Genomic DNA, 7008 nt, shown 5'->3' with positions numbered 1-7008 from the left:
TAGCCAGGAAAACTGGATATCCCTCATCCATGAGAAGATCAACTAACCAGTACCAGTTGTAGGTGGACTCCACTGCAATGCCAGCTAAATCTGGTTTGAATGGTTCAAGCATTTTTAAAATTTTCTGTTGGTTACATGGTATTTTCTTGGAAAAAATTTGCTTGCTGTCATTATCAATAATACTCCAGTAATTATTTGTTGAATGTAAATCACAACCAGCATACAATTTCATAAGGCACCTCCCATATTAGAGTTGTTGATTGCCTCTTTGTATAGCCGGTTTTTGTTTGCCAAGCTATACTTGGGAGGTGCCTTTTAAATGGTTATCAGGGTGAACCTTTCTTGTCTGCCTGTCCCATGAAACCGGGTTCCCTTCAGGGTGTTTCATCGGGGTGGCCATTAATCTTATCTGCCTTTTCCGCCTGTCTTTCCCGTCCGTGGCCAATAATTCTTTTCTTCTCCTTCTTATCTGCGGTCCAAATCCTCTCCCTATCATTTCATATATCTTCTTCCTGTCTTCCAACCTTTGAACTTGAACCCTGAAAGGGGAACGTAAATTTCTCCCAGCATTGCCTTTTAAATTGTCAATTCAGGGAATGGTCATCAGGTGCACATTGTTCTGATTTTCAGCCATATTTATCATGGCCTGGGTAAAGCCGGACTGGCTGAACAAAACATAGTGCTTTTGAGAGGTGTCCGGCAAATGAACGCTTTTGACCTTTTCCATCAGTTGCCAGTAAATATCCGCGTCTACAGGTCCGGAAGTATATTTGCACTCTCCCAGAACAACATACTCTTGATTCTCAGTGAAACCCACAAGGTCTATCTCCACATCCTTACTCCACCATCTGCCTGCCTTGATCAGCTGAATACGAGGCGAATCGGAAAGTCCATTCTGCATAAGCCACTGTCTGCATATGTCTTCGTACACAAAGCTGACATGACTTGATCTGAATTGCTCTTTGATTTTATTAATGACAAACTCAGTATTTTCAATCTCAAGATAGCTTCTATAGGGATGGACGAACTTAAACCAGAAACTGATAAAGTTGTCTGTAATGCGGTACAGACCTTTTTTGCTTTTTCCCGGATTCTTTTCAGTGATGGGGACTTCTCTGACAATGAGATCCAGTTCCTGCAAGGTTTTGAGGTATTTTGTCAGGCCGGACTGATTAAGGCCTAAGGCAGATGCCATTTTGCCGAGCTTTCTGTTGCCAGCTGCAATGGTTTTGATCAGGGAAAAATAGGTTCCTGTTTCACCGAATTCTTTTTCCAGCAAAAACACCGGCTCTTCAAATAAAAAGCTTTGCTTGGACAAAATGTTTTTTTCCATGGCTTGGAAGATGTCCGGCGCTGGCGAGAAGAGTTCAATATATTTGGGCACCCCTCCGGTCACGGCATAATATTCAATCAGGTTGATGCGCTCAGGCTGCTTGAAAAAAAGACCATAATCCTGATACCTCATCTGGTCCAGCCTGATCTGTCCGGTACGTCTTCCATACAGCGGACTGGAGTAGGTAAGTGTCTGCTCCACCATCATGCCGACCAGGGAACCGCAAAGAATGACCATGACGCTGGACTTGGCCAGCATCTGATCCCATATTTTCTGGAAAATGGAAGGAAAAGATGCCTGGGCCTTTCCCAAGTACTGAAATTCATCAATGGCAATGATTTTTCTTGATTCCGGCTGGTGCTTTTTGAGCACAGAAAAGATTTCGTCCCATTCCAGAAGGACATCTTTTTTCAATAAGGTGTTATGGGTGAATTCTGAGACAGCATGTTGAAAGTTTCTTCTGTTTTCCCGTTCTGATTCTTCTGTAGCCACAAAGTAGAAGGCGTTCTTTTCCTGAATAAACTCCTTGATCAGGGTGGTCTTGCCAATCCTTCTGCGACCATAAAGGATGACCAGAGAGGCCCTGTCCTGGGCGTATTCATCCTCAAGGAATTGCATTTCATTCTTTCTGCCAATAAAGAGGGTCATGGGGAGATCATATTTCCTGGGATGACTTTTGTCAATTATTATAATTCATTTTATTATAATGATGTTTATTTATTTAATGTAAACATAGCATTTCAAGACCTTCATAATCTTGAGGGAAAATACTTTTTTTCTTTTTCTTGTAACTGTTCAGCAAGATCAATAAGAAGACCTGGACCCCGGATCCGTCATCCCGGACTCGATCCGGGACCGGGGTGACGGTTAGAGCAAATAGTTGGCCTTTTTCGTCATTCCGGCGAAAGCCGGAATCCAGGGTATTTTAATAATTTTATAGCAAATGTGGTGAATAGATACTTTTTTCTTTAGCCACTCGCTCCACATTTGAATACAGCCAAAGTGTCATCATCGCCTCTATGCGAGGCCAGTCTTTCCTTGAGAAAATTCTTCATGTCAGAAGTAGCTCATTGACAGAGTCCATAGACGCTCTTTATATATTTATAAACACATATCTGAAACTGAATTTTCCAGACATATTTTTTGATGTGTTTTCATTCAAATCTTGGGGGTAAACCAACCATGCAAGACATTGATACCATTTTGGACCAGGCTATGTCTCTTCCTTATGAAGCCAGACTTGATTTAATCAAAATCATCAAAAAAAGGACGATGGAAGAAGAGCGCATCAGGATCGCTGAGGAATGTCGAATAGTAGAGCACGAGTATGCCAATGGTCAATTGAAGAATGGCACAATCCAGGATCTGATTAATTACCTGGAAAATGATGATTAAAAGAAAACTGGTCTGGTCATCTAACTTCAAGAGGGCTTATAAAAAGGCTGTAAAGAAAAATCCACAGATAAGAGATGAAATAGTAGCAGCTTTGCACATGATGGAGAATGACCTTTACAATTATAAGTTGAGCACCCACAAATTGAGCGGCAACCTTAATGGGTATTACGCTGCATCATGTGGTTATGACTGCAGGATCATATTCACAATCAAAAGGGATCAGACCGATCAGGAATTGATTGTGCTTATAACTTTTGGGTCACATGACGCAGTTTACTGAACAGTCTCCTTTTCTTATTTTAGCCACAGACGATAAGTCAGACGTTAAAGACAGACTAAAACAATCTTCTCCCGGCGACTTTCCGGTAGCAAAAATTATCATCGCCTTTGGCGAGGGAATGACTTTCTCTTATGTCTGCCATTATAGTCTGCCTTTCTTGTCTGTGACCATTAATCTTTCCTGCCTTTTCCGCCTGTCTTTCCCGTCCGTGGCCATTAACTCTTTTCTTATTTCAGCCACCCGCTTGGTTACACTTAAAAAGGGTGTCTTCGCCGCCAGGCGAGGTCAGCTTTCTTGTTCAGTCCTTTACGGAAAAATTTCTACAAGTCCCTGCGCGGACCAGCACTCAACTGGGGCCCGCATTATCTCTTCTATCTTCAATTCCAGCATTCCAGCATTGTCTTTATTGTCCCAGCATTTCTTATATTTTTATTAAATGTCGATGTATATAAGATTATTTTTTTGCAGGATCAATTTTCAATTTTTGTCACAGATCAACCCTTTGGTATGGTCAGGATTTCTTTTGAAAAGGCCTTGGAGATTGATCCGGGATATTTGCCGGCTCTGCGAAATTTATGAACTGTTATGAAGCCAGTCCAGAATTTTAAGTATTAGCTTATAGGGGCAATGAAAAAGGTTCTCAGCCTCCCGGTACCTATCTTTTACCAGAACTTTGCTTATTCGCTGGTTGTCAAAGCATAGAAATGTTATGCAATAAGCATGCACCATCCCTGAGATATGTGCCGGGCAGGCAGGCGGGGGGCTTGTTATTCATAGCCCCCAACTGGGTGAATAAGAATACTGATACCTCTTCCTCCTGCTCTTATCTCTACGGACCCTGCCTCTATCAATGTGTTGAAAAAGTCCCTATCAGGCAGGCTGTTCAAAAATTCCAAGTGCAAGGAGCAAAAAAAGTTCAAGGTCGCGGCGTATTTAGCAGGTGCGAGTTTGAACTTTTTGTAGCGACACAGCAATTGGGAGATTTTCAACAGCCTGCCAGGCCTTCTTAGGCCGGGTGGGAGGTATTCTTTTTTTACATGCAAGTTCGCTTAAGCCGGAAGAACCTTAACTTTTCGAGTCGATAGCTATGAATTAAGTTCAAATAAAATCTTTAAAGACCGATTAATTTCCTGTACTTTATCTGTTGACAATTTTCCCCGAATTTTGACCAATCTATGACGAAGGTCTATTGGACGTGTCTGCAAGCAGTCTGCTATCGATTTTTTTGATAAATCATTGTCGGATGAAGGATAAATTTCAACATTGGTTTGTATTTGAGCTTTTTTGGGAGTCCATTCAGTAATTGGAACAACTTGGATAACAGGAACCCTTTCATTATAAATATCATTAGTCACAATTATACATGGTCTAATTTTTCCTGTTTCTGAACCTTTTGTCGGATCGAGATTGACGTCAACAATCATACCTCTTTTCAGCGTTGTCATTTCGGCCATCCGCTTAATGCAGTTTCGGTCAATTCTTTTAGATCATTATTTTCAGAATAGATTTCAGAATATAACTCAGCGGATTTTCGTAGATTTTCAAGTTCCATTTCTTTCTTGAAATGTTCTATAGCTGTGCGAAGCATAGAGCTTTTATCCTTAAATCCATAGGCTTTAAAATTATTCAAAAATTGTGCTTGCGATTCTTCAACGCTGAATTTTGCCTGTAACATACAGTTTCCTTTTTGGTGCTTAAGTTGGGCCTCAATATACAGGCCTATCATAAGGCCTAACCCATTAAAGGTCAATTAAATTGTTTGTATCTGTTTAGCGCTTTTAAGGAAAGCAGGGGACAGGCACTCCGGGACCCACTTGATCATCAATTTGTGCTCAAAATGACTCATTTTTAGGACAAGTGGGTCCCGGAAGAGCCAGTCCCCGTGCCACATCCAAAGCGCTAAACAGATACAATTGTTTGAAGTTCTCCGCCCCGGCGGGGAGAATGTTATTCATAGCCCCCAACTCGGGGGATATGAATATTATATCTCTTCCTCATGCTTTCTCTTTCTCATGCCTTGCTCTGCCTGCCCAGTGAAATAGACGCAGACTCAGTGTAGCGGATTTCACCGGGGCGACTCAAGGCCAGCTTCAGGCCGGGTATGATATATTTTTTTCTTTACATGCAAGTTCGCTTAAACCGGAAGAACCTCCGGAAATTATGTGATATACTGAGGCTGATTATCTCTAATAAACATGGCTATTCTGGGCATAATGAACCTCCATGAAGGCTTGTGGTTGCAGGATTTATGGGAATGTAGCGAAATATGCAGATAAAATCGACTTAATCCCCTTATGTTCTGTTGACTTTGTACCTGGGCAGGTAATTATTGCCGCAGGCTGTACCAGACTCCGCGACCGCTGCCATGCTGGTTCAGGGTACCGCGCTTGACCAGGGCGCGGAAATGTTGTTTGAGGGTATTGCGGTTTGCGCTGGTCAGCCGGATGACTTCGCCCATGGTAACTCGGCCATGTTCCCGCACGAATTCAACGATTTTCAGTGAAAGTTCGGGCAGAGCAGCCAGTACAATCTTTTCACGTTCAACTTTTCTTTCCAGTCGGCGGACCTGCTCGGTCAGGGAACGCAGGAAGAAGAGCAGCCACGGCTGCCAGTCCGGTGTTTCAGTGCGGATTGTAGCCTGGGTCTGCCGCAGGACCAGGTAGTAGGCTTCCTTGTTTTGTTCGACCACGCTTTCCAGTGAACTGTATGGCACATAGACATAACCGGCCTGCAGAAGCAGGAGAGTTGTGAGCACCCTGGAAAGCCGTCCGTTACCGTCCTGAAAGGGATGTATCTCCAGGAACACTACTGTGAAGACGGCGATGACCAGAAGTGGATGCAGGCGAGCCGCCTCGTGCTTCCGGTTCACCCAGGCCACCAGATCCGTCATCAGGCGGGGTGTGTCAAAAGGTGTGGCAGTCTGGAAGACAACGCCGATCTGCTTCCCGTTTTCATCAAAGGCGGCGACATGGTTGGGATGGGTCTTGTAGCTGCCGCGATGCCGGGCGTCTTTCTCGCTGTGGCGCAGGAGGGTCTGGTGTAACTGCTTGATGTGGTTCTCGGTAAGCGGTATTTCCTGCCAGAATGAAAAAACCAGGTTCATCAGCTCAGAGTAGCCAGCTACTCCCTGCTCATCACGGGTGGCCAGGGACGTAACCTCCAAGTTCGAGAGCAGTTGTTCCACTTCCCGGTCGGATAGTTTGCTGCCCTCAATACGAGTGGATGAACCGATGCTTTCGATGGTGGCCACCCGCTGCAGGGCCGCCAGGCGCTCTGGGGCAAGTGCACCCAGAGCGCGCCAGGCACCTTTGAACTCGTCGACTCCGGCGATGAGAGTCAGGATCTCCTGGTTGATATGGATGGTGTCGGTGCGCAACATAATCCAAAAATACACCCATTTACACCCAATTGCAAGTAAACTGTCTGTTTCCTTTGCGATTCAACTTAAGCAACATAATGTCCCCTTGTGTTCCCGTGGCCAATAAATCTTTTCTTATTTCAGCTACAGACGATAAGTCAGACATTGAAGACAGACTAAAACATTTTCTCCCAGCAACTTGCTGGTAGAAAAAATTGTCATCGCCTTTGGCGAGGCAAGCTTTCCTGTAAAGAAGTCCTTCACAGAAAAAAATTCTTCGTCTGCCTTTATAGTCCCTGCCCGGTTAAATAACGCTTCGCGTTCCAGCTGCGCTGGATTTAACTCCCATTAAAAGGCCCTCTGTCAAGAGACAATACTCTCCTGTTGCAAGAAATTTTGGTTTTCTTGCTGAGGACGCGTTAGCACTTGGCCGACGAGCCGCTTAGCCGATCTTTGACATATTCCTGTTATTTCTTTTTACTGGTTGCAGCTCTTAATATGACTGCACCAAACACCCATCAGGATCTAGGCATAGTCCAGTCAGTAAATGTCTAGACAAGCCCCATTCGTCATGTCGACGACCCAGAAAATCTTCAGTTCCATGGCATGTCCAATTGTTCAGGGTTCATGGTTAAAACCAGT

Annotated in this window: 8 protein-coding genes; 3 read left to right on the top strand and 5 right to left on the bottom strand. The window is 44.0% G+C overall.

Annotated elements, in window-relative coordinates; all coding sequences use genetic code 11:
• The coding region (locus LZ23_RS11020) for a transposase (protein ID WP_045213991.1) at positions 1 to 232 on the bottom strand (232 nt) is incomplete at its 3' end.
• Between the two features lie 357 nt (positions 233 to 589).
• Entirely contained in the window at positions 590 to 1981 is a 1392-nt protein-coding gene (locus tag LZ23_RS11010) for an ATP-binding protein (RefSeq protein WP_045214158.1), read from the bottom strand.
• A 534-nt stretch (positions 1982 to 2515) separates the two neighbouring features.
• Here LZ23_RS11010 and LZ23_RS11000 point away from each other — a divergent pair.
• Genes LZ23_RS11000 through LZ23_RS24110 form a run of 3 tightly spaced genes read left to right on the top strand, consistent with a single transcriptional unit; the run spans position 2516 to position 3444 of the window.
• Complete coding sequence (locus LZ23_RS11000) at positions 2516 to 2728, top strand: hypothetical protein (RefSeq protein WP_045214154.1); 213 nt, start codon at positions 2516 to 2518, stop codon at positions 2726 to 2728.
• A complete protein-coding gene (locus LZ23_RS10995; protein ID WP_198145969.1) occupies positions 2718 to 3008 on the top strand; it encodes a type II toxin-antitoxin system RelE/ParE family toxin in 291 nt (96 codons plus the stop codon). The genes LZ23_RS11000 and LZ23_RS10995 overlap by 11 nt, the downstream gene beginning before the upstream one ends.
• On the top strand, positions 2992 to 3444 hold the full coding sequence (locus LZ23_RS24110; RefSeq protein ID WP_157493199.1) for a hypothetical protein: 453 nt from the start codon (positions 2992 to 2994) through the stop codon (positions 3442 to 3444). Before LZ23_RS10995 ends, LZ23_RS24110 begins: the two co-directional genes overlap by 17 nt.
• A 649-nt stretch (positions 3445 to 4093) precedes the next feature.
• Here LZ23_RS24110 and LZ23_RS10980 read toward each other — a convergent pair.
• From LZ23_RS10980 to LZ23_RS10970, 3 genes are all read right to left on the bottom strand, one after another.
• Entirely contained in the window at positions 4094 to 4462 is a 369-nt protein-coding gene (locus LZ23_RS10980) for a type II toxin-antitoxin system PemK/MazF family toxin (RefSeq protein WP_045214146.1), read from the bottom strand.
• Positions 4450 to 4683, bottom strand: coding sequence for a hypothetical protein (locus LZ23_RS10975; protein ID WP_045214144.1), 234 nt, complete (start codon positions 4681 to 4683; stop codon positions 4450 to 4452). Before LZ23_RS10975 ends, LZ23_RS10980 begins: the two co-directional genes overlap by 13 nt.
• Positions 4684 to 5334: 651 nt before the next feature.
• Positions 5335 to 6387, bottom strand: a complete 1053-nt coding sequence (locus tag LZ23_RS10970) for a Fic family protein (protein ID WP_045214161.1) — start codon at positions 6385 to 6387, stop codon at positions 5335 to 5337.
• Between the last annotated feature and the right edge of the window lie 621 nt (positions 6388 to 7008).

The sequence above is a fragment of the Desulfonatronovibrio magnus genome, assembly GCF_000934755.1.
Taxonomy (GTDB): domain Bacteria; phylum Desulfobacterota; class Desulfovibrionia; order Desulfovibrionales; family Desulfonatronovibrionaceae; genus Desulfonatronovibrio; species Desulfonatronovibrio magnus.
This window is presented reverse-complemented; position numbering and strand designations above follow the sequence as displayed.